We start from the raw sequence: 631 nt of genomic DNA on the forward strand, positions 1-631 counted from the left end.
TCTAGTTGGTGGATTGATTGCATATTGTTTAAAAGACGAGAAGCCATCATTAAATCTAACAGCTCAAGAACTTGAGCTGTTAGATAGCACTAATATCGTGTTTGCTTAACCAGATCTGAGGTTAAGTTGGTTTAAGCTTTTTTACGCCAGAAACGATTAGCCTGCCCAGTTAATTCTATCAACTGCGCAGGCGTTGTCTGCTCAATAATTTGAGCATAGGCGGCATCAATCAAAAACTGCATCAATACGACATGGCGCCGTAAAATACGCTGATGACGATGAGATTGTTGCGGATTAAAATAACCCGAAAAGTTAAACAGTTGACGCGGATTTTTACGCACCCATGCCCATGAGCCCATTTCTAAGGTGAGTGGAATAAACGGGTTTTCGCTCGAGTTAGTGGCCACTAAATAGTCCCAAATATCACCATGAGTACGATAAAAATGACTTTGCGGCGCTAAACGATAATGACCATGATGCGGGTAGCCAGACTCAAACAATTGCATTAATACCATTTACATTAATTAACTGGTCAGTTTTGTCCAGCTTCTAGAGCATAATTTAATGACCCTTTCAGGCTCTGCAATAAAGTGATTCCATGCAATTGAGCACTGTTCAACAATATCGTCAT

General features: G+C 40.4%; 2 pseudogenes. One reads left to right on the top strand and one right to left on the bottom strand.

Features of this window, described 5'->3' with window-relative positions:
- Positions 1-109 (top strand): annotated as a pseudogene (locus GQA99_RS21075) (IS982 family transposase); the annotation flags it as partial.
- Between the two features lie 22 nt (positions 110-131).
- On the opposite strand, the pseudogene GQA99_RS20190 reads toward GQA99_RS21075, so the two are convergent.
- A pseudogene (locus tag GQA99_RS20190) lies at positions 132-509 on the bottom strand (zinc carboxypeptidase); the annotation flags it as partial.
- Positions 510-631 lie beyond the last annotated feature (122 nt).

Origin of the sequence: Shewanella litoralis, assembly GCF_009828585.1 — a bacterium.
In the GTDB taxonomy this organism is placed as follows: domain Bacteria; phylum Pseudomonadota; class Gammaproteobacteria; order Enterobacterales; family Shewanellaceae; genus Shewanella; species Shewanella litoralis.